The following is an 18,468-nucleotide window of genomic DNA, read 5'->3' on the forward strand; positions in this document are numbered from 1 at the left end:
GGCGCTGTTTACGGCAGGAGAAAAGGCTCCATCGCCATCTCGCCAGCGCGGATCGTCACCCTGGTATTGGGGGGAACGGCGCACCAGGGCGCGCAATCGAAGGAAAAGGGTTCGGAACTCAATGCGATGCCGTCATCAAGCCCGCGCCAGTAGAGTGTCGGCGGCTTGTCGTCGCTCGACCAGCGGAAGGCATGCAGGCAATCGCCATCCATAAGAACTGCGCTGAATCGCAGTGCGGAAGAAACACCTGCCGCCATCATCTTTTCCTGGCAAAGCTGCAGCGCGGTGGAAATGGCGCGAACCGGCTCGGTATCGAGGCCATGCCCGGCGGCGATGAGGAAGATCGCTTCGCTGTCGCCGGTGCCGCGTCGCGACGCATAGATATCGTCGGGGATGAGGGAATCGATGTCGCGCCTGATCTGCTCGTAACCGCCGATCTGGCCGTTATGCATGAACAGGTATCGCCCATGCGCAAAGGGATGGCAGTTGGCGCGGGACACTTCGCCTGACGTGGCAGAGCGGACATGGGCCATGAACATGCCCGAGCGGAGCTGGTGGCAAAGCGCTGCCAGATTGGCGTCGGACCAGGCGGGCCTCGTATCGCGAAAAACGCCGGGCGTTCCGCGTTCGCCATACCAGCCAAGACCGCAGCCATCGCCATTGACGACGGTTTTCGCTTCCCTTGCGGCCATGGACTGGCTGACCAGCGATGCTTCCGGCTCGATCAGCAGACTGTCGAGCCAGACCGGCTTACCGGAATAGGCAAAGAGGCGGCACATTCATGCGGCTCTGTTCAGGGCCTTGTTTCCGAGCGCGAAGCCGACGGCGGCCTTCGCGTGAATGGCGGTCGAATCGTAACCCGGCAGCGGCAGGGTATCGGGATCGATCAGCAGCGAAATCTCGGTGCAGCCGAGAATGACGGAATCGACGCCGAGTGCGCGGGCCTTCTCGATGACCGCGAGATAACGCTCTCGCGAGCAGGACTTGATTTCGCCCTGGCAGAGTTCGCCGAAAATAATGTCGTGGATCGCGGCGCGGTCTTCCGCATCGGGCACAACCACCTCGACGCCATGGCGGCGCATGCGGTCGGTGTAGAAACCATGTTCCATCGTGTAGCGGGTGGCGAGCAGCAGCGGCTTGCGGCGTCCATCCGCCTTCAGGGCTGCGGCGGTTTCATCGATGATATCGATCAGCGCCACGCCGGACATCTTCTCCACGGTGTCCGCGACCAGATGCATGGTGTTGGTGCAGATCAGCACGCAATCGGCGCCCGCATTGGCAAGCCGCGCGCCGGCAGCGCCCAGAAGGGCACCGGCCTCATCCCAGCGATCGGCCTTCTGAAGGGCGACGACCTCTGAAAAATCGAGCGAATGCATGACGATGTCGGCCGAAACCAGCCCGCCGCGGCTGTCACGCACGGCCTCGTTGATCATGCGGTAATAGGTTGCGGTAGATTCCCAGCTCATGCCGCCAATCAGGCCGATCCGTTTCATAAGAGTTCCCTTATCAAGTTTGATTGAAATTATAATGCCATCCTCTGGGCGAAAACGGCATGCGTTTTTGCAGGGATTTCGCGGCGTAGATGCAAAATTGGGGCGCACTTTATCTAAATATCGCAAATTTCTTGCGCTGTTGCGCTAACCTGTGCATCCTTCGCCGATGATTGATGACCGTGACCGCCGAATCCTTGCGATTCTCCAGGAAAACGCAGAAACGCCGCTCGCCGATATCGCGGAGGAAGTGTCGCTGTCGCTATCCGCCTGTTCGCGGCGCATTACGCGGTTGCGGGCGGAAGGTTATGTAACGGGTACGATGGCGCTGCTCGACCGACGCAAGATCAACCTGCCGACCACGGTTTTCCTGCTGGTGAGAACCGGCCTGCATGCGGAGGACTGGCTGGACCGGTTCCATGCCGCCGTCAGCACGATACCGGAAATTGTCGAGGTTCACCGGCTGACCGGCAATTTCGACTATATTCTGAAACTCGTGCTGCCGAATGTTGAATATTACGACACGATCTACAAACAGATCCTGCGCCGCGTCGAGCTTTACGACATGTCCGCCTATATCTCGATGGAAACGGTGAAGCTGTCGTCTTCGCTGCCGACGACACATATCTGAGCGATCATCGAGCCTTGATCAGCGCCCCGTCTCGAAACGAACTCCGAAGCGGAAGCTTCGCGTCTCGCCCGGTTGCAGCGCAATCGCATCCGCGAGTTCCGGCTGGTTGAAGGCGTTGGTCGGCGTTTCCACCGGTTCGAGCGCGATGGATTGGCGCCTGTCGCGGGCCAGCGTATCGCCGGTGAAGACATGCATGTGCCCGCGCTCCTGCCATACCGTCAGGCTCGAACCGTCGTGCCGGTTTTCCAGCCTCGTCTCGTAAAGCCCGTTTTCGGATGCGATGAGGTCGGTGAAGCAGACATCGAGCACATGGCCGGCCAGCGGCGCATGGAGAAAGCGGGTGCCGTCCCGTTTGACCATCCCGCCCTGTGGGTCCCGCAGGGGGATCAGGTCTTCGTCTGTTTCAATCGCCGTTCGCGAGGGCAGCGTGAGGAGAAGATCGTCGATAGACGTCGTGCCGGACAGCCGGAAATAGGGATGCCAGCCGGCGGCGAAAGGCAGGGGCCGGTCATCGCGATTGATGCCGCGTATGTCGATGGTGACCCCATGGCCGGCGAAACGATATTCCACCTCGATGGCAAGCCGATAGGGATAACTCTTGAAATCCGCAGGCGCTATTTCGGCGCGGAAGACGAGAATGTGAGCGCCGTTTTCCTCGAAAGACTGGGCAAGTGCGAAGGGCAGGGCTCTCGCAAATCCGTGGAAGACGAGGGCTTCATGGGCAAGCACCGGCTCAATGCGGTGCATCTGCCCGCCAAAACTGAACCGACCATCCGGGATGCGATTGGTAAAGGGGGCGAGAATGCCGTTTCTCACGCCATTTTGCGACTGCATTTCGGCAGGCGTCGAATATCCGTCGACAAGATTTTCACTTTTGCCGCCATCGGCAGAGACCGGCCGCCAGCTTAAAAGCGTCGCGCCCTCGTAAGCGATTTCGGCAGTGAAACCGTTTCCAGAAACGGTCAGACCGGCAATCCCCGTGCCTGTGGTGGAGGGTGTCATCGGGAAATTGTCCTTTGCATGCATGCGTCTGCGGTCATCGGGGCAGCTGCCGTGCCGATTCGCCCGATCATCATCGCTGAAGGACAATTTCGCAATGGCCGTTAAGGGCCCGCAAGGGCTGTATCAACAGGCTCCTGCCATCCATGTCTGCCGGGCAATCAGTCGGGAAAGGTGCGTTTCGCGCCGGTGAAATATTCCATCAGCGCGGCCTGATCCTCCCCACCCAGCCCGGCCGCCGTCAGCATGCGGTGCACCTCGGCGCAAACCGCCGTCAGCGGCATAGCCGTGTTGGTGCGCCGGGCGAGATCCTGCGCGCCGTTGAGGTCTTTTACCATATTGTCGATGCGGCCGGTGCGGCGGTAATCCTTCGCCACGTAGCGCGGCATATATTCCTGCAGGATAGCGCTGTCGGCGCGGCCGCCCTTCAGCGCCTGCGGTATTTTGGCGGCATCGACGCCGGCATCCAGCGCAAGCTGCGTTGCTTCCGCCACCGCAAGGAAGTTCAGCCCGCACAGAACCTGGTTGATAAGTTTTGTCGTCTGCCCCGCGCCGCAGGGTCCCATGTGGGTATAATTGCTGGCCACATGCCGCAGCACGCGGTGGGCATCGGCCACATCCGTTTCGCTGCCGCCGGCCATCAGCGTCAATTGCCCGATGAGCGCCTTGGGCGCGCCGCCCGAAAGCGGGCTGTCCACCCAGCGCAGGCCTTTTTCGGCGGCATCGGCCGCCAGTTCCTTCGTCGCTTCCGGATCGATGGAGGACATGTCGATGATGAGCGTGCCGGGCTTCGCCCCCGCCGCGACGCCATCCTTGCCGAAGACGGCGATGCGAACGATTTTCGGCGAATTGAGGCTGAGGATGACCACATCGGAAACCGAAGCCGCTTCCGCCGCCGTACCCGCGCTCTGTGCGCCAAGGCTCGTCAGCGCCGCCACCTTTTCCGCATCCAGATCGAAAACCGTCAGCTGATTTCCGGTCTCGGTGAGCCGTGTGCCGATTGCCCCGCCCATGGCGCCGGCGCCGATGAGGGCGACTTTGTTCTTCTCGGTCATGGTGTTCACGGCCTCCTCCCAAAGTGTCGTGGTATCGTCGGTTCAAAACCGGATGGCGGCCGCAGCCGGCCATCCGATTTCGGTGTTTTTAAAGCGAAGCGGTGATGCCGCCGTCGACATAGAGAATATGTCCGTTCACGAAGGACGAGGCATCGGACGACAGGAAGATGCAGGCGCCGACAAGCTCTTCGACCTTGCCCCAGCGACCGGCGGGCGTGCGCTTTTCAAGCCATGCCGAGAAGGTCTCGTCCGCCACCAGTGCCGCGTTGAGCGGCGTGTCGAAATAACCGGGTGCGATGGCGTTGCATTGCAGGCCGTATTTGGCCCAGTCCGTCGCCATGCCTTTCGTCAGGTTGCCGACGGCGCCCTTGGTGGCGGTGTAGGGCGCGATGCCGGGGCGGGCAAGGGCGGTCTGAACGCTGGCGATGTTGATGATCTTGCCACGGCCGCGGCTGATCATGTGGCGCGCGGCCGCCTGTCCGGCATGGAACACCGAGGCGATGTTGGTCTGCAACAGGCGCTCGAAGGCATCTGCCGGAAAATCCTCGAGCGGCGTGCGGTGCTGCATGCCGGCATTGTTGACCAGAATATCGATGGGACCGACTTCCGCCTCGAAACCGTCGATGGCCTTGCGCACCGCTTCATGATCGGTGGCGTCGAAGGCAAGCGTTTTCGCGCTCTTGATGCCGGCTGCGGCAGCTTTCAGCTTCGCCTCGTCGCGCCCGTTCAGCACCACTTCCGCTCCTGCTTCCGCCAGCCCTTGCGCCAGCGCGAAGCCGATGCCCTGGGACGAACCCGTGATCAGGGCGCGGCGGCCGGAAAGATCGAACAATTTAAGGCCCACTGTTTCCTCCAGTCTCTCGACATTGCATTCATACAGGTTTATGTTATCGATAACATTCATCCCTTTCAGACGTGGATGTCAAGGCTTAAACGCCCGGTTTCGGTACGGATCGGGCGGGCGGGGAGGCGGCACGACGTGCAAATGCACGGCAGGCGGCGGTGACAGGGATGCGGATTATTTTGTCGCGCCGCTCAGGCGCGATGTCGAACGGGAGATATTTATGAGAGCGATTGTTGCCCATGGGGCGAAGGATGTGCGCATCGAGGAGCGGCCCGAGGAAGCGCCGGGACCGGGAGAAGTGCGGCTTCGTCTGGTCCGGGGCGGAATATGCGGCAGCGATCTGCATTATTACAACCATGGCGGCTTCGGCGCGGTGCGGCTTCGTGAACCTATGGTGCTCGGCCATGAGGTCTCGGCCGTCATCGAAGAACTGGGCGAGGGCGTGGAAGGGTTGAAGGTCGGCGGTCTGGTTGCCGTTTCGCCTTCCCGCCCATGCCGAACCTGCCGCTTCTGCCAGGAAGGCTTGCACAACCAGTGCCTCAACATGCGCTTTTATGGCAGCGCCATGCCTTTCCCGCATATTCAAGGCGCTTTCCGTGAGGTTCTGGTGGCCGACGCCCTGCAATGCGTGCCGGCCGATGGGCTTAGCGCTGGCGAGGCGGCCATGGCGGAGCCGCTGGCGGTAACGCTGCATGCCACGCGCCGCGCTGGCGATTTGCTGGGGAAACGCGTGCTCGTCACCGGCTGCGGCCCTATCGGCATTCTGTCCATTCTGGCCGCGCGCCGCGCCGGCGCCGCTGAAATCGTCGCCACAGACCTTTCGGATTTCACGCTCGCCAAGGCGAAAGAAGCGGGTGCGGATCGTGTTATCAACAGCAAGGATGAGCCCGACGCACTTGCCGCTTACGGCGCGAACAAGGGCACTTTCGACGTTCTTTACGAATGCTCGGGCGCGGCCGTGGCGCTTGCCGGCGGCATTGCGGCGCTTCGTCCGCGCGGCATCATCGTCCAGCTCGGCCTTGGCGGCGATATGAGCCTGCCGATGATGGCGATCACCGCCAAGGAACTGGATCTACGCGGCTCTTTCCGCTTCCACGAGGAATTCGCCACCGGGGTCGAATTGATGCGCAAGGGCCTGATCGACGTCAAGCCGTTCATCACCCAGACCGTCGATCTCGCCGACGCCATCTCGGCCTTCGAATTCGCCTCGGACCGCAGCCGTGCGATGAAGGTGCAGATCGCTTTTTCGTAAGTAAGGTTTCTACGCGCGAATGCGCCGACGTTTTGATCGGCGGCGGGTCATCCCGCCGCCGATTTTTTCGACGGGTTCTTGCCCGTGGAGACTCGTGATGATGTTATCGATATCATCAACTGCTTTAGGTACGTCATTCCGGCCTTGAGCCGGAATCTAGTCGACGCGCGTCTGCGCGGCGAGAGAGTCCTTTCAGCCCAAGGACTTGGGCTGGCTGGATTCCGGCTCAAAGCCGGAATGACGGTGGGAAAGTGACGGACGCCAGCAAACGCCCCAGCCTGTCATACCCCTAACGCCACTGCCGCATATTTTGCCCCGGGCTGCACCCACGACCGTCTTTACCGAGGTCGTCTCTGCCCGTTTGCACATTTTGACGCAGGTCAAAAAGGTGATTTGCTGCTCGTCGTTTTTTGCGTTATCGAAATTTCAGAAATTACTGAAAATTCAGGAAACGTAAAAATGCCAACCAGCCTGTCCCCGCTCGTTCAGTCCTTCGTGCTGCATTTCGGTGAGATGGGCAGCCGCTGGGGCATTAACCGCACCGTCGGCCAAGTCTATGCTTTGCTTTATATTTCGCCGCAGCCATTGTGTGCGGACGAGATTGTGGAGGCGCTCGGCATCTCCCGTTCCAACGTGTCGATGAGTCTGAAGGAGTTGCAGGCGTGGAACCTTGCAATTCTCAAGCATTTTCCCGGCGACCGGCGCGATTTTTTCACGACGCCTGACGATGTCTGGCAAATTCTCCGCACCCTTGCCGAAGAGCGCAAGAAGCGCGAGATCGATCCCACGCTCAGCGTGCTGCGCGAAATTCTGATGGAGACGCCGGAAAACGAAGATGAGCGGCATGCGCAAAAGCGCATCGACGAGATGAAGACGCTGATCGAGCAGCTGACCGGCTGGTATGACGATGTGAAGCGGCTGGAGACGGAAAGGCTGGCTTCGCTTCTGGCGCTCGGTTCGAAGGTTACGAAGCTTCTGGAGGCCAAGGACAAGATCGTCTCCCTCGCCAGACCCCGTGGCGCTAAGAAGGACGGGTGAGGAGATCGGCCGTGAGCATGTCCGTGGAAATACGCCAGGGGACCAATGGTGACGGGTCAGTCTGTCCCGCTCCGGTTGGCGTCTCGCCCGACGCGACGCGGCGGCGCTTCTTCAGCAAGGCCAATCGCAAAACCTCTCGCGACAGAGCGGCCGGGCGGGCGAAAATGACAGGCGCGCCGGCGGTTGGGAGATCCGTTGCCTTGCTGCATGTGCTGGCGGCTTTGCTCTGGCTGCCGCAGGCAGGTTTGCTTGCCTTTTCAGTCGGAAGAATTGCCGATGGCGCGCCGATGATGGCGATTGTGCCGGCTGCGGCTGCGGTTCTCATCCTCGGCCTCATCAAGGCATGGCTGGAAAAGATCGCGGCGCGGCTGTCGTTTCGCGCTGCCCGTACCGTGCTGTCGCAGCGGCGGCTGGAAGCGCTGCAGGCTGTGGCGAAGGTTTCCCCGCTCGATCTGTCGCGCACTGCCTCCGGTGAGGCGGCAGGCGTCGTGGCCGAGGCGGCGGAAGCGCTGGTGCCTTATCTTTCCCGTTTCCAGCCGGCGCGGATGAAGGCGACCATCGTGCCGCTGGTTTTCGTGCTGGCGATCCTGCCCTTTACCTGGATTGCGGCGCTGGTGCTGCTGCTCGCCATGCCAACCATCCCGCTTTTCATGGCGCTCATCGGCTGGCAGGCCAAGGCTGCCAGCGAAAAGCAGCTTGCCGAGACGGGCAATATGAATGCCTTCCTGCTCGACCGCCTGCGCGGACTGGAAACGATCCGCACGCTGAAAGCCGTCGATCTGACGGCGGAACGTCTCAGCGCCGATGCGCAGAACCTGAAGACGCGGACGATGGCGGTGCTCAGGATCGCCTTTCTCTCCTCGGCGGTGCTGGAGCTTTTCGCAGCGCTCGGCGTTGCCATGACCGCCGTTTATATCGGTTTTCATCTGCTCGGTTTTCTCAATTTCGGCGCCTGGGGCGAGAAGCTGACACTTGCCGAAGGTCTTTTCATCCTGCTGCTGGCGCCGGCCTTTTTCGAGCCGCTGCGGGAACTCTCCGCCGTCTGGCACGACCGTGCGGCCGGTGAAGCAGCGCTTGATGCGCTCGGCAAATTGACGGCCGGCGGTGCGGCCATCGCCGGCGAGGGCGCGGATATGGCGTCTGTCCCATCCCCGACGCCCGGTCTGCTGGAGATCGACGATCTCTCCTTCGCTTATCCGAATGCTCCACCTGTCATCCAAAATCTCAACCTGACGGTTCAGCAGGGTGAGAGAGTTGCGATTCTCGGGCCTTCCGGTTGTGGCAAATCCACTGTACTCTCGTTGATTGCCGGGTTGGCCGAGGCTGGAGAAGGCTCGATCAGGATCGGCGGCGTCAAGCTCGATAATGCGACGGCGGATGGGCTGCGCAGGACCATCGGCTGGGTCAGCCAGAAGCCGTTCTTTTTTGCCGGTTCGCTGAAGGCGAATATTCGCTTCGGCCGTTCGGTTGTCAGTGACGGTATGGTGGAAGAGACGCTGCGCCGCACCGGGCTCGATGGCTTGTCGCATGCACGCCGGTATCTGCAGATCGGCGATGGCGGATATGGAGTCTCGGGCGGGGAGGCGGTGCGGCTTGCCATTGCGCGTGCTTTCGCAGACCCCGCAACGCAGCTTGTTCTGGCCGATGAGCCGACAGCCCATCTCGACCGGGAAACGGCTGCTCTCGTCACGGAAAACCTGCTGCAACTGGCAAATGGCAGGACATTGATCGTCGCGACCCATGATCCGGTGCTTGCGGCGCGCATGGACAGGATCGTGGATATGACGGCGATCCATTCGAGGGGGCAGCCATGATCGCGCGTTTTGCGATATTGAGACCCATTATCGGCCTGTTCTGGTCGGCACGGCGCGGCATGCTGCTGGCGGGCGCGGCTCTGGCGGTGACGACGGTGCTGGCGGGCATCGGCCTTCTCGGCGTTTCCGGCTGGTTCATCACCGCAACGGCAATTGCCGGTCTTCTGCCGGCAACGGCCTATGCTTTCGATGTCTTTGCGCCTTCGGCCGCCATTCGTCTTCTGGCGCTGGCGCGCACCGCCGCCCGTTACGGCGAACGCATGACGACCCATGACGCCACGCTTTCCGTGCTTGCAGCACTTCGGGAAAAGCTGTTTCGCGGGTTTGCCGCGCCGCAGGCTGCGAAATCCCTGGAGGCGAGGCCCGCGCGCCTGCTGAACCGGCTGACGGCGGATATCGATGCGCTGGATTCGCTTTATCTGCGCGTGCTGGTTCCCGCTGCCGTGGCGATCCTTGCCGCAATCGCGACAGGTCTCGGGCTTGCTTTTCTCCATCCTCTGGCGGGCATTCTGGCGGCGGTTTTCCTCGTCGCGGCGGGGCTTGGAATTTCGCTGCGCGCCGCCTTGCGGGCGGAAACATTCTCGCGCCGCCGGGCAATCGGGCTGGGAGCCCTTCGCGCCCGCACGGCCGATCTCGTGAGCGGGCAGACGGAGCTCTTGACCACCGGCCGCCTTTCCGCGCAGGTCGTGGCGGTGAAACGGGCGGATGATTACCTCTCTGCCTGCGATGATACCCTGAACCGCATCGAGACCAGTGCCGGTTTTTCCTTCGGGGTTTCCGCGGCCGTTCTTTTGAGCGCCGCCCTTCTCGGCATGGCCTGGCTTGCGGAACAGGGGGCGGTGAACGCGCCGACCGCGGCTCTCGGGCTGCTCGTCTGTTTTGCCGCGCTGGAGCCTTTTACGGCGCTGCGTCGTGGAGCGATGGAACTTGGGCGCACGCTGTTTTCCGCAAGGCGCATTGCGCCGCGTCTTTCGGCAACGTCTGAAGGCCGCTGTCCCGTCTCGCCGGTCGACGGCATGGCGGCAGAGCTAAAAAACGTGCGTCTGGAGCGGGAAGGGAACGACAATCCGGTCCTGACGAATATCAACCTTGCAATCGCCTCCGGGGAACGGGTTGCCATCATCGGCCAGAGCGGTGCGGGTAAGACAAGCCTCATCCAGCTTCTGGCGGGTGAATTGCGGCCGGCTGCGGGCACGGTCAGCGCCCTGCCGTCCACCCTGATGACGCAGCGAAGCCAGCTTTTCCGCGACAGTATCGCCGACAATTTGCGGCTGGCGAAGCCCACCGCAACCGGGGCCGAATTATGGGACGCGCTCGAGGCGGCAGGCCTTGCCGAACACGTCAAATCCCTGGCCGCCGGGCTGGAGACAAGGCTTGGCGAGGCGGGGCAGGGGCTTTCCGGCGGTCAGTCGCGCCGGCTGGCGCTCGCCCGTTTCCTGCTCGCTGATCGGCCGCTCTGGCTTCTTGACGAGGTGACGGAAGGGCTGGATGGCGAAACCGCCCGCGACGTGCTCACCCGGCTGTTTGCGGGGGCGCAGCGAAAGACTGTCGTGATGATCACCCATAATCGCCGCGAGGCGGAATTTGCCGATCGCATCATCGTGCTGAAAGAGGGGCGTCAATTTGATGAATGTCAAAGCGGCACCCCGGAATACGGCGTAGTGCTGGAGACACTGCGCCCGGACTGAGATTTTTTGAGAGCCGGCGTCGTCTTTGAAATGGAAGGCCGGCCTTCCGGAAAAGGTGGATAGGACTATGGAACTCGACATAGTGGCGCTGTCGCGCCTGCAATTTGCAGTGACGGCTTTATATCACTTTCTGTTCGTTCCCCTGACGATCGGACTATCGGTAGTGATCGCCATCATGGAAACGGTCTATGTCATGACCGGCCGCACGGTCTGGCGGCAGATGACGAAATTCTGGGGCACCTTGTTCGGCATCAACTTCGTGCTCGGCGTTTCCACCGGCATTGTCATGGAATTCCAGTTCGGCATGAACTGGAGTTACTACAGCCATTATGTCGGCGATATTTTCGGTGCGCCGCTGGCGATCGAAGGCATGATGGCCTTCTTCCTGGAAGCCACCTTCGTCGGCCTGTTCTTTTTCGGCTGGGACAAGCTGTCGAAACTCGGCCATCTCGTCGCGACATGGTGCGTGGCGCTCGGTTCGAATTTCTCGGCGCTATGGATATTGATCGCCAATGGCTGGATGCAGAACCCCACGGGCTCCGCTTTCAATCCCCAGACCATGCGCATGGAAGTGACTGACTTCTTCGAGGTCCTGTTCAACCCGGTGGCGCAGGCGAAGTTCGTCCACACGGTGTCTGCGGGTTACGTGACGGCCTCCATCTTCGTGCTCGGCGTTTCGGCCTGGTATGTGCTGAAAGGCCGTCATGTCGATCTCGCCAAGCGCTCGATGACGGTCGCCGCCTCCTTCGGTCTGGCGTCCGCGCTGTCGGTCGTCGTGCTGGGTGATGAAAGCGGCTATCTCTCCACCGAACACCAGAAGATGAAGCTCGCCTCCATCGAGGCCATGTGGGAAACCGAGCCGGCACCGGCGCCCTTCACGGCCATCGGTTTTCCCGATCAGGAAGCACGCGAAACGCATTTCGCGGTTAAGATCCCGTGGGTGATGGGCCTCATCGGCACCCGCTCGCTCGACACGCAAATTCCGGGCATCAACGATCTGATGGAGCAGGCCAAGACCCGCATCCGCGACGGTATCAAGGCCTATGACGCGTTGATGCAGATGAGGGCCACCGGCAAAGGCGCGGAGTTGCCGGAAGAGGTGCGAGGCACCTTTGCCGAACTCGGCCATGAGCTCGGTTATGCCCTGCTGCTGAAACGATATGTCGACGATCCGCGCCAGGCGAATGAAGAGCAGATCGCCAAGGCGGCGGCGGATACGATTCCGCATGTGCCGACCCTGTTCTGGTCGTTCCGCATCATGGTTGGTCTTGGCATCTTCTTCATCCTTCTGACGGCGACATTCTTTTATCTTTCGGCCCGCCGCCGGCTGGATCATTATCCGTTGCTGCTGAAAGTGGCGGTCTTCGCCATTCCCCTGCCGTGGATCGCGGCGGAAATGGGCTGGGTGGTGGCCGAATTCGGCCGCCAGCCATGGATCATCGAGGGCGTGCTGCCCACGGCCGCGGCCGTCTCCAGCCTCAGCGCCTCCACGGTCCTCATCACGCTCCTGTGTTTCATCGCCATCTACACGGTGCTGTTCATCGTCGAAATGGGGCTGATGCTGAAGGCGATCCGCAAGGGGCCCGAGCCGGACCATGAGCCGGAAGCGCCGCTCGTTCCTGAAAAACTCGTCGCTGCGGAGTAAACGATCATGATATTGCACCAACTCATCGACTACGAAATCCTCCGCGTCATCTGGTGGCTGCTGCTTGGCGTGGTGCTGATCGGTTTTGCCGTGACCGGCGGTTTCGATCTCGGTACCGGCGCGTTGCTGCCCTTCGTGGCGAAAACGGATATCGAGCGGCGTGTCGTCATAAATTCCATCGGCCCCGTCTGGGAAGGCAATCAGGTCTGGCTCATCCTTGGCGGCGGCGCGATCTTCGCCGCGTGGCCGCCGCTTTATGCAGTGTCGTTTTCAGGGTTTTACCTGGCGATGTTCGCCACCCTGTTTGCGCTGATCCTGCGGCCGGTCGGTTTCAAATATCGCTCCAAGCGGGAAAGCGCCGCCTGGCGCACCGGCTGGGACTGGGCGCTCTTCATCGGCGGCTTCGTTCCGGCGCTAATCTTCGGCGTGGCCATCGGCAATGTGCTGCAGGGCGTTCCCTTCCACCTCAATGACGACCTCAGGATTTTCTACGATGGCACGACGCTGTTCGAGCTTCTGAACCCTTACGCCATCCTCTGCGGCCTCGTATCCGTCGCCATGCTCGTCATGCACGGTGCCGCATGGCTGGTGCTGAAGACGGATGGTCCAGTCGCGGCCCGTGCCCGCGGTTTCGGCAGCATCGCGGCGCTTGCCACCACCGTTCTTTTTGCGCTCGGCGGCGTCTTTCTGTGGCTCGGTGTCGATGGTTATCGCTTCACCTCGGAGGTCGTCACCGACGGTCCGTCCAATCCGCTGTCGAAGACGGTAGAGGTTGCGGGCGGTGTCTGGTTTGCCAATTATGCGGCGCATCCCTGGATGATGCTGGCGCCGGCGCTCGGTCTTGTCTTTCCGCTCGTCGCTTTCGTCTTGCTCCGCGCCCGCAGGGAAGTGCTGGCGCTGCTTTCCAGCTCGCTCGCGATTTTCGGCATCATCGCAACTGTCGGGCTGACGATGTTTCCCTTCATCCTTCCGTCTTCGGTCGATCCGAAATCGAGCCTGACGGTGTGGGATGCATCTTCCAGCCATATGACGCTGTTCATCATGCTGGTCGTCGCCCTCATCTTCATCCCGATCATCGTTGCCTATACGTCATGGGTCTATCGCGTGCTGTGGGGCAAGGTGGATGAAAAGGCGATCCGCGACGACAGCGGTCATGCTTATTGATTGAGAAAGAAGGAGATCGAACATGTGGTATTTCGCCTGGCTGCTCGGCCTGCCTCTCGCCGCCATCTTCGCCGTCATGAACGCCATGTGGTATGAGCTGATGGAAGAAAACGCGAAAAAGGCCGAAGCGAAGCTGGATAAATAGGGCTTTGGCGGAATCCTCTCCCCCGTCATGCCGGACTAGATCCGGCATCCAGCCACGGCGCGTCTGCGCCGTGAAAAGAGTTTCTCGCGATCAAGGCCTTGATCGCGCTGGACCCCGGATCTGGTCCGGGGTGACGGAGTGCGGATGATGCAACTCCGCCAAATATACAAGGGCGGCATCCGGTTTGGATACCGCCCCTTTTGCTATAACTGCCGTGCCTGCGACGCGCGGCGTCAGTGGATCGCGATGCCGCGCTTGTCCGCTTCTTCCTTGATGATGTCTTCGACGATGGCCCTCTTGAGATTTGGATTTCCCAGAAGATAGTCGTCGGCGATCTCGAAGATCGATTTCGGATTCTCGGTCCTGTGCAGGGTGTCGAGGTCCTGGCCGATCTGCTCTCGAAGGCTGGAATAGTCGTCCATCACGGCGCTCCCGTTTATCGGTTCAATCCAGAAGGTCGGCCGGAACCTTGCCGCCGTTTTCGGACAGTTTCTTGATGACGGCCTTGTGCAGCCAGATGTTCATGGTCGCGGAATCCGAGGTGTCGCCGGTATAGCCGAGTTCGCCGGCCAGTTCCTTTCGGGCGCTGAGGCTGCTGTCCAGATTGAGCGCTTTCAGAAGGTCGACGATCGAATGTTTCCAGTCGAGTTTCTGGCCGTTCTGCTTGACCGCCGCATCCAGGATTGAAGCGACGTCGACATTGCCGGTGGGAGCCGGAGCCGCGGCTGTCGGAGCGGGTGCGGCCGGTGCGGCCGGGCTTGCCGTGGCTGCCGGCGTGCCGGCCGGAGCCGAAGTCTGCGGTGCGGCTTCGGCCTTGCCGAAAATAGCGTTCTTGATCTTGTCGAAAAAGCTCATGGTGTCCTCCCCTTAGCGGCGAAATGCCCGCCCGACGGCGATGAGAATGCAGGCGCCGATGAAGCCGGCGATGAGATAGCCAATCCAGCCTCCGAGCGAAATGCCCACGAGCCCCAGAAGGAAATTGGCGACGATGGCGCCGACAATGCCGAGGATAATGTTCATGAAAAGACCCATATTGCTTTTCATGAACTGTTCGGCCAGCCAACCGGCTACGCCGCCGATGATGATTGCTGCAATCCAGCCAACTTGTGCGTCTTCCATAACAAGCCTTTCCTTTGTAAGAGAGGTCCGCAGGCATATGGACAGGCTTTTGCGCGCACTGATCCCCCCGCCTTGAATAGACCCCAGGCGGAGCAATAACGGCGATATGGGCGATTGGTTCCGTGCGGCGAACTATGCGCCGCATATTCTTTAGCTCTGGCTTTGAAAGTCGAGGCCGATATCGAGAACCGGCGCGCTGTGGGTCAGCCAGCCGACGGAGATGAGATCGATGCCGGTTGCGGCGATGGCTGCGGCCGTCTGTGGATTGATGCGGCCCGACGCTTCGGTAATGGCGCGACCGGCGACGATCCCCACCGCCTCGCGCAGCTGTTCGGGTGTCATATTGTCGAGAAGGACCGCATCGACGCCCTCATCCATGACCTCGCGCAACTGCGCTAGCGTATCGACCTCCACCTCGATCTTGACGAGATGTCCCACGCCCTGCCGGGCCCGGCGGATGGCGTCGCGCACGCCGCCCGCCACGGCAATATGGTTGTCCTTGATGAGAACGGCGTCATAAAGCGCAAAACGGTGGTTCATGCCGCCGCCGGCGCGCACGGCATATTTTTCCAGCGCTCTCAGCCCCGGCGTCGTCTTGCGGGTGCAGGCGACCGAGGCCTTGGTGCCGGCAATGGCGGCAGCGATTTTTGCGGTGACGGAAGCGATGCCCGACAGGTGGCCGAGGAAATTCAGCGCCGTGCGCTCCGCCGTCAGAAGGCCGCGTGAGGGACCTTCGATCGTTGCGATGATATCGCCAGGCGTCACGGCGGCCCCATCCTGCACATGCCGTTTCATCGCGATGGCCGGATCCACGAGCTGGAAAGCGAGTTCTGCCGCGTCGAGACCGGCGATAACGCCCGGTTCGCGCGCGGCCATGACGACGACCGAGCGATGATCGGCGGGAATGACGGCGACGGACGTGATGTCGCCCGCCAGTCCGAGGTCTTCCAGAAGAGCATTGCGCACGAGCGGTTCGATGATGAGGCGTGGCAGGGGTGAAAGGATCATGTCAGGCGCTCCGCGCAAGGCTGGCCGAAGAATGGCTGGAAGAGGAAAATTCATGGGCGATGGTGAGAACGTCGCTGAGGTTCAGCCTGCGCCTCGTGGCCGTCGCATGTTTTTCAGGGAAATCGTCGCGGAAATGCGCGCCGCGCGATTCCGTGCGCAGCGCCGCAAAGACGGCGATGGCCAGCGCGACAAGGGCAGGATCGCATGCCGGGCCGTTCCGCTCAGCCAGTGGCAGAAGATCGCGGATCGCGCCCGTCAGCCCTTCCGCATGTCTTGCGATGCCGAGATGGCGGGAAACGATGTGCCGGACGGGTGAGAGGTCGGCTGCCGGGACATCGGGCATCGGGAGTGTTGCGATATCCACTGCCCGTTTTTCCGCATATGCCTGCCTGCCTGCAATGTCTTCTGCGGCACGCATGCCCATGGCCGCCGCTTCCAGCAGGGAATTGCTGGCAAGCCGGTTCGCGCCATGCAGACCCGTGCAGGCGGTTTCGCCGGCGACCCACAGGCCCGGCACCGAGCTTCGGCCTCTGCCATCGGTGGCGACGCCGCCCATATGGTAATGCACCGCCGGGCGCACCGGCACGAGTTCACGGGCCGGGTCTATCCCGGCTTCGCGGCAGAGCAGGTCGATCGAGGGGAAGCGAGCGGAAAAGCCGGAGCCGAGCGCCTTGCGGGCATCGAGAAAGACCTTGCCGCCACGCAGTATTTCGCGGTCGATGGCGCGGGCGACAATATCGCGGGAGGCGAGTTCCGCACCCGGAACGGCCGCCATGAAACGTTCGCCGTTTTCATTGAGAAGCAGCGCGCCTTCACCCCGCACCGCTTCGCTCACCAGCGCCAGCGGCCGTCGGGGCGAGGAAAGCGCCGTTGGGTGGAATTGCACGAATTCCATATCGGCGAGGATGGCGCCGGCGCGGGCGGCGAGCACGATGCCCTGCCCGAAATTGCCGGCGGGATTGGTCGTCGCCTCATAAAGCCCGCCGAGGCCGCCGGTGGCGAGAACGACCTGGCTTGCCGGCAAAGTGAAGCAGCCTTTTGGCCCGATGCAGGCGAGACCAACGACGACGCCGTCTTCCGTCAGCAGGCGGCGAACCTCCGTGCCTTCCAGAACGGTTATGGACGGCGTGCGAAGAACGGCGGCGGCGAGAGCCCTGACGATGGCCGCGCCTGACCCGTCCCCTTCGGCATGCAGGATGCGCCTTCTGCCATGGGCGGCCTCCAGCCCGAAAACGAGCCTGCCTTCGACATCCCGGTCGAAGCGCACCCCGGCCCGCTCCAGCGCCTCGATGACGGCGGGGGCGGCGGAAACGATCTCTGCGGCCATTTCCGCGTCGCAGAGGCCGTCGCCTGCGGCGAGCGTATCGGCAAGATGCAGCGCGGCGCTATCGTCCGGACCGAGGCTGGCGGCAATGCCGCCCTGCGCCCAGGCGCTGGAGGTCTCGCCGCCCAGAACGCCGCGTGTGAGAAGCAGCACGGGCTGCGGCGCAAGCGTCAGCGCCGCCATCAGGCCCGCAATGCCGCTGCCGACAATGACCGTCCAGCCCGTATGCGACGGGAGGCGTTCGCTCATACTTCCAGCATCCTTTCCACGGCGCGGCGGGCGGCGACAGCGATGGCCGGGTCGACCGTCACTTCGTGGCGGTTTTCCTCCAGCGCCGTGCGGATATTGCCAAGCGTGATGCGCTTCATATGCGGGCAGAGATTGCAGGGGCGGATGAATTCGACATCGGGGTGATGCACGGCGACATTGTCGCTCATCGAGCATTCCGTCAAAAGCACCACGCGGGCGGGGCGCTCGCGGCCGACATAATCCGACATGACGGCGGTGGAGCCGGAAAAATCCGCAGCCTCGACGACATCGGGCGGACATTCCGGATGCGCGAGTACGGTGACACCCGGATGGCTTTCGCGCAATTCGCGAATATCATCGGCGGTGAAAAGCTCGTGCACCTCGCAATGGCCGCGCCAGGCGATCAGCTCGACATTGGTTTCCCGCGCTACGTTTTTCGCCAGATATTCATCCGGCAACATCAGCACGCGCGGCACGCCGAGCGATTCCACCACCTGACGGGCATTGCCGGAGGTGCAGCAGATATCGGATGCCGCCTTCACCGCGGCGGAGGTGTTCACGTAGGTCACGACCGGAACGCCGGGATAGGCCTTGCGCAGGAGCGCGATGTCCTCGGGCGTGATGGAATCGGCCAGCGAACAACCGGCGGCCATATCCGGAATGAGCACGGTTTTCTCCGGATTGAGCAGTTTCGCCGTCTCGGCCATGAAATGCACGCCGGCCAGAACGATGACATCCGCTTCCACCTCCATCGCCTTGCGGGCAAGGGCAAGGCTGTCGCCAACGATATCGGCGACGCCGTGGAAGATTTCCGGTGTCTGATAATTATGGGCGAGGATAACGGCATTGCGCTTGCGCTTCAGCTCGAGGATCGCCTCCACATCGTCCTGAAAGCTCATCCATTCGGCCTTGGGAATGACGCGGGCAACGCGGTCGTAAAGGCTTGCGGCGGAAATCTGCTCGTTCACGGTGCTCTCCCATTTATACTCTTTTTGAGTATATC

At 61.9% G+C, this 18,468-nt stretch carries 19 protein-coding genes; 8 read left to right on the forward strand and 11 right to left on the reverse strand.

The window, feature by feature from the left end:
* Positions 1 to 8 precede the first annotated feature (8 nt).
* Both AGR7B_RS20020 and AGR7B_RS20025 read right to left on the reverse strand, forming a co-directional pair.
* Complete coding sequence (locus AGR7B_RS20020; RefSeq protein ID WP_078052614.1) at positions 9 to 779, reverse strand: class II glutamine amidotransferase; 771 nt, start codon at positions 777 to 779, stop codon at positions 9 to 11.
* Positions 780 to 1,493, reverse strand: a complete 714-nt coding sequence (locus AGR7B_RS20025; RefSeq protein ID WP_080857683.1) for an aspartate/glutamate racemase family protein — start codon at positions 1,491 to 1,493, stop codon at positions 780 to 782.
* 166 nt (positions 1,494 to 1,659) lie between these two features.
* On the opposite strand from AGR7B_RS20025, the gene AGR7B_RS20030 reads away from it, so the two are divergent.
* A complete protein-coding gene (locus AGR7B_RS20030) occupies positions 1,660 to 2,121 on the forward strand; it encodes an Lrp/AsnC family transcriptional regulator (RefSeq protein ID WP_003522155.1) in 462 nt (153 codons plus the stop codon).
* An 18-nt stretch (positions 2,122 to 2,139) separates the two neighbouring features.
* Here the strand turns inward: AGR7B_RS20030 and AGR7B_RS20035 are convergent, their stop codons facing one another.
* The 3 genes from AGR7B_RS20035 to AGR7B_RS20045 all read right to left on the reverse strand — a co-directional run bounded on the left by AGR7B_RS20035 (position 2,140) and on the right by AGR7B_RS20045 (position 5,019).
* A complete protein-coding gene (locus AGR7B_RS20035; RefSeq protein ID WP_080858184.1) occupies positions 2,140 to 3,123 on the reverse strand; it encodes an aldose 1-epimerase in 984 nt (327 codons plus the stop codon).
* 158 nt (positions 3,124 to 3,281) lie between these two features.
* A complete protein-coding gene (locus tag AGR7B_RS20040) occupies positions 3,282 to 4,175 on the reverse strand; it encodes an NAD(P)-dependent oxidoreductase (protein ID WP_080857684.1) in 894 nt (297 codons plus the stop codon).
* Between the two features lie 88 nt (positions 4,176 to 4,263).
* The gene (locus AGR7B_RS20045) at positions 4,264 to 5,019 is read right to left on the reverse strand and encodes an SDR family oxidoreductase (protein WP_080858185.1); all 756 of its coding nucleotides are present in this window, start codon (positions 5,017 to 5,019) and stop codon (positions 4,264 to 4,266) included.
* 220 nt (positions 5,020 to 5,239) lie between these two features.
* Here AGR7B_RS20045 and AGR7B_RS20050 point away from each other — a divergent pair, with 220 nt between their 5' ends.
* The 7 genes from AGR7B_RS20050 (at position 5,240) to cydX (ending at position 13,765) form a co-directional block, all read left to right on the forward strand.
* A complete protein-coding gene (locus tag AGR7B_RS20050) occupies positions 5,240 to 6,271 on the forward strand; it encodes an L-idonate 5-dehydrogenase (RefSeq protein WP_080857685.1) in 1,032 nt (343 codons plus the stop codon).
* A gap of 459 nt (positions 6,272 to 6,730) precedes the next feature.
* The gene (locus AGR7B_RS20055) at positions 6,731 to 7,309 is read left to right on the forward strand and encodes a GbsR/MarR family transcriptional regulator (protein ID WP_003522458.1); all 579 of its coding nucleotides are present in this window, start codon (positions 6,731 to 6,733) and stop codon (positions 7,307 to 7,309) included.
* A 17-nt stretch (positions 7,310 to 7,326) separates the two neighbouring features.
* The gene (cydD, locus tag AGR7B_RS20060; RefSeq protein ID WP_121490441.1) at positions 7,327 to 9,123 is read left to right on the forward strand and encodes a thiol reductant ABC exporter subunit CydD; all 1,797 of its coding nucleotides are present in this window, start codon (positions 7,327 to 7,329) and stop codon (positions 9,121 to 9,123) included.
* Entirely contained in the window at positions 9,120 to 10,811 is a 1,692-nt protein-coding gene (cydC, locus tag AGR7B_RS20065; protein WP_080857687.1) for a thiol reductant ABC exporter subunit CydC, read from the forward strand. The genes cydD and cydC overlap by 4 nt, the downstream gene beginning before the upstream one ends.
* A gap of 67 nt (positions 10,812 to 10,878) precedes the next feature.
* Positions 10,879 to 12,456 (forward strand): cytochrome ubiquinol oxidase subunit I, encoded by a 1,578-nt coding sequence (locus AGR7B_RS20070; protein ID WP_078052673.1) that lies wholly within the window; start codon positions 10,879 to 10,881, stop codon positions 12,454 to 12,456.
* A 6-nt stretch (positions 12,457 to 12,462) separates the two neighbouring features.
* Positions 12,463 to 13,620, forward strand: coding sequence for a cytochrome d ubiquinol oxidase subunit II (gene cydB, locus AGR7B_RS20075; RefSeq protein WP_078052618.1), 1,158 nt, complete (start codon positions 12,463 to 12,465; stop codon positions 13,618 to 13,620).
* A gap of 22 nt (positions 13,621 to 13,642) precedes the next feature.
* Positions 13,643 to 13,765: a cytochrome bd-I oxidase subunit CydX gene (gene cydX / locus AGR7B_RS20080; RefSeq protein WP_003508602.1), complete on the forward strand. Its 123-nt coding sequence runs from the start codon at positions 13,643 to 13,645 to the stop codon at positions 13,763 to 13,765.
* Between the two features lie 233 nt (positions 13,766 to 13,998).
* Here the strand turns inward: cydX and AGR7B_RS20085 are convergent, their stop codons facing one another.
* The 6 genes from AGR7B_RS20085 to nadA form a co-directional block, all read right to left on the reverse strand.
* Complete coding sequence (locus AGR7B_RS20085; RefSeq protein ID WP_003522463.1) at positions 13,999 to 14,187, reverse strand: hypothetical protein; 189 nt, start codon at positions 14,185 to 14,187, stop codon at positions 13,999 to 14,001.
* 22 nt (positions 14,188 to 14,209) lie between these two features.
* Positions 14,210 to 14,620: a DUF3597 domain-containing protein gene (locus tag AGR7B_RS20090; RefSeq protein ID WP_065657363.1), complete on the reverse strand. Its 411-nt coding sequence runs from the start codon at positions 14,618 to 14,620 to the stop codon at positions 14,210 to 14,212.
* Between the two features lie 12 nt (positions 14,621 to 14,632).
* On the reverse strand, positions 14,633 to 14,884 hold the full coding sequence (locus tag AGR7B_RS20095) for a GlsB/YeaQ/YmgE family stress response membrane protein (protein WP_003522465.1): 252 nt from the start codon (positions 14,882 to 14,884) through the stop codon (positions 14,633 to 14,635).
* A gap of 150 nt (positions 14,885 to 15,034) precedes the next feature.
* Entirely contained in the window at positions 15,035 to 15,892 is an 858-nt protein-coding gene (nadC, locus tag AGR7B_RS20100; RefSeq protein WP_078052619.1) for a carboxylating nicotinate-nucleotide diphosphorylase, read from the reverse strand.
* 1 nt (position 15,893) lies between these two features.
* The gene (locus AGR7B_RS20105; protein ID WP_078052620.1) at positions 15,894 to 17,465 is read right to left on the reverse strand and encodes an L-aspartate oxidase; all 1,572 of its coding nucleotides are present in this window, start codon (positions 17,463 to 17,465) and stop codon (positions 15,894 to 15,896) included.
* Positions 17,462 to 18,433, reverse strand: coding sequence for a quinolinate synthase NadA (nadA, locus tag AGR7B_RS20110; protein WP_003522468.1), 972 nt, complete (start codon positions 18,431 to 18,433; stop codon positions 17,462 to 17,464). The genes AGR7B_RS20105 and nadA overlap by 4 nt, the downstream gene beginning before the upstream one ends.
* Positions 18,434 to 18,468 lie beyond the last annotated feature (35 nt).

This window comes from Agrobacterium deltaense RV3 (assembly GCF_900013505.1).
Taxonomy (GTDB): domain Bacteria; phylum Pseudomonadota; class Alphaproteobacteria; order Rhizobiales; family Rhizobiaceae; genus Agrobacterium; species Agrobacterium leguminum.

Excerpts from the sequence above, each read along its gene's own strand:
- cydB (WP_078052618.1), top strand. The coding sequence starts at position 12,463 with ATGATATTGCACCAACTCATCGACTACGAAATCCTCCGCGTCATCTGG.
- cydX (WP_003508602.1), top strand. The coding sequence starts at position 13,643 with ATGTGGTATTTCGCCTGGCTGCTCGGCCTGCCTCTCGCCGCCATCTTC.
- AGR7B_RS20055 (WP_003522458.1), top strand. The coding sequence starts at position 6,731 with ATGCCAACCAGCCTGTCCCCGCTCGTTCAGTCCTTCGTGCTGCATTTC.
- AGR7B_RS20035 (WP_080858184.1), bottom strand. The coding sequence starts at position 3,123 with ATGACACCCTCCACCACAGGCACGGGGATTGCCGGTCTGACCGTTTCT.
- nadC (WP_078052619.1), bottom strand. The coding sequence starts at position 15,892 with ATGATCCTTTCACCCCTGCCACGCCTCATCATCGAACCGCTCGTGCGC.
- AGR7B_RS20030 (WP_003522155.1), top strand. The coding sequence starts at position 1,660 with ATGATTGATGACCGTGACCGCCGAATCCTTGCGATTCTCCAGGAAAAC.
- AGR7B_RS20025 (WP_080857683.1), bottom strand. The coding sequence starts at position 1,493 with ATGAAACGGATCGGCCTGATTGGCGGCATGAGCTGGGAATCTACCGCA.
- AGR7B_RS20085 (WP_003522463.1), bottom strand. The coding sequence starts at position 14,187 with ATGGACGACTATTCCAGCCTTCGAGAGCAGATCGGCCAGGACCTCGAC.
- cydC (WP_080857687.1), top strand. The coding sequence starts at position 9,120 with ATGATCGCGCGTTTTGCGATATTGAGACCCATTATCGGCCTGTTCTGG.
- AGR7B_RS20020 (WP_078052614.1), bottom strand. The coding sequence starts at position 779 with ATGTGCCGCCTCTTTGCCTATTCCGGTAAGCCGGTCTGGCTCGACAGT.
- AGR7B_RS20090 (WP_065657363.1), bottom strand. The coding sequence starts at position 14,620 with ATGAGCTTTTTCGACAAGATCAAGAACGCTATTTTCGGCAAGGCCGAA.
- AGR7B_RS20095 (WP_003522465.1), bottom strand. The coding sequence starts at position 14,884 with ATGGAAGACGCACAAGTTGGCTGGATTGCAGCAATCATCATCGGCGGC.
- cydD (WP_121490441.1), top strand. The coding sequence starts at position 7,327 with ATGTCCGTGGAAATACGCCAGGGGACCAATGGTGACGGGTCAGTCTGT.
- AGR7B_RS20070 (WP_078052673.1), top strand. The coding sequence starts at position 10,879 with ATGGAACTCGACATAGTGGCGCTGTCGCGCCTGCAATTTGCAGTGACG.
- AGR7B_RS20105 (WP_078052620.1), bottom strand. The coding sequence starts at position 17,465 with ATGAGCGAACGCCTCCCGTCGCATACGGGCTGGACGGTCATTGTCGGC.
- AGR7B_RS20040 (WP_080857684.1), bottom strand. The coding sequence starts at position 4,175 with ATGACCGAGAAGAACAAAGTCGCCCTCATCGGCGCCGGCGCCATGGGC.
- AGR7B_RS20050 (WP_080857685.1), top strand. The coding sequence starts at position 5,240 with ATGAGAGCGATTGTTGCCCATGGGGCGAAGGATGTGCGCATCGAGGAG.